Raw genomic sequence first — 402 nt, 5'->3', positions numbered from 1 at the left:
TTCTTCGATAAAGTCCCGCAAGCGCGTGCGTTGGAAGCACTACGTGAGCGTCTCGATGGGGATGGCCCTGTCGTGCGCTTGATTAAGCGCTACTTAAAAGCGGGCTATATCGAACTAGGATCCTATCACACAACACCAGAGGGGATGCCGCAAGGCGGCCCTCTTTCACCTCTACTTTCAAACCTAGTGCTCGATGCACTAGACAAAGAACTAGAGGCGAGGGGGCATCGTTTCGTCCGTTATGCGGACGACTTCGTCGTTCTGCTCAAAAGCGAACGTGCCGCACATCGTGTCTTCGCTAGCCTCAGTGAGTTCGTCGAGAACAAACTGGGGCTAGAGATCAATCGCGAGAAAAGCGCGGTTCGCCCTGTCAAAGAGCTGAACTACTTGAGCTTCCGCTTC

The 402-nt window shown here is 53.7% G+C and carries 1 protein-coding gene; it reads left to right on the top strand.

Annotated features, from left to right (window positions below; genetic code table 11):
* Window positions 1–402: reverse transcriptase domain-containing protein (locus tag QEH52_RS20280; protein ID WP_308952780.1), on the top strand; the 402-nt coding region annotated here is incomplete at both ends.

Source organism: Thalassobacterium maritimum (assembly GCF_031127805.1).
GTDB lineage: Bacteria > Verrucomicrobiota > Verrucomicrobiia > Opitutales > Coraliomargaritaceae > Thalassobacterium > Thalassobacterium maritimum.
Note: the sequence above shows the minus strand (reverse complement) of the source record. Positions and strands in the feature narration are given on the sequence as shown.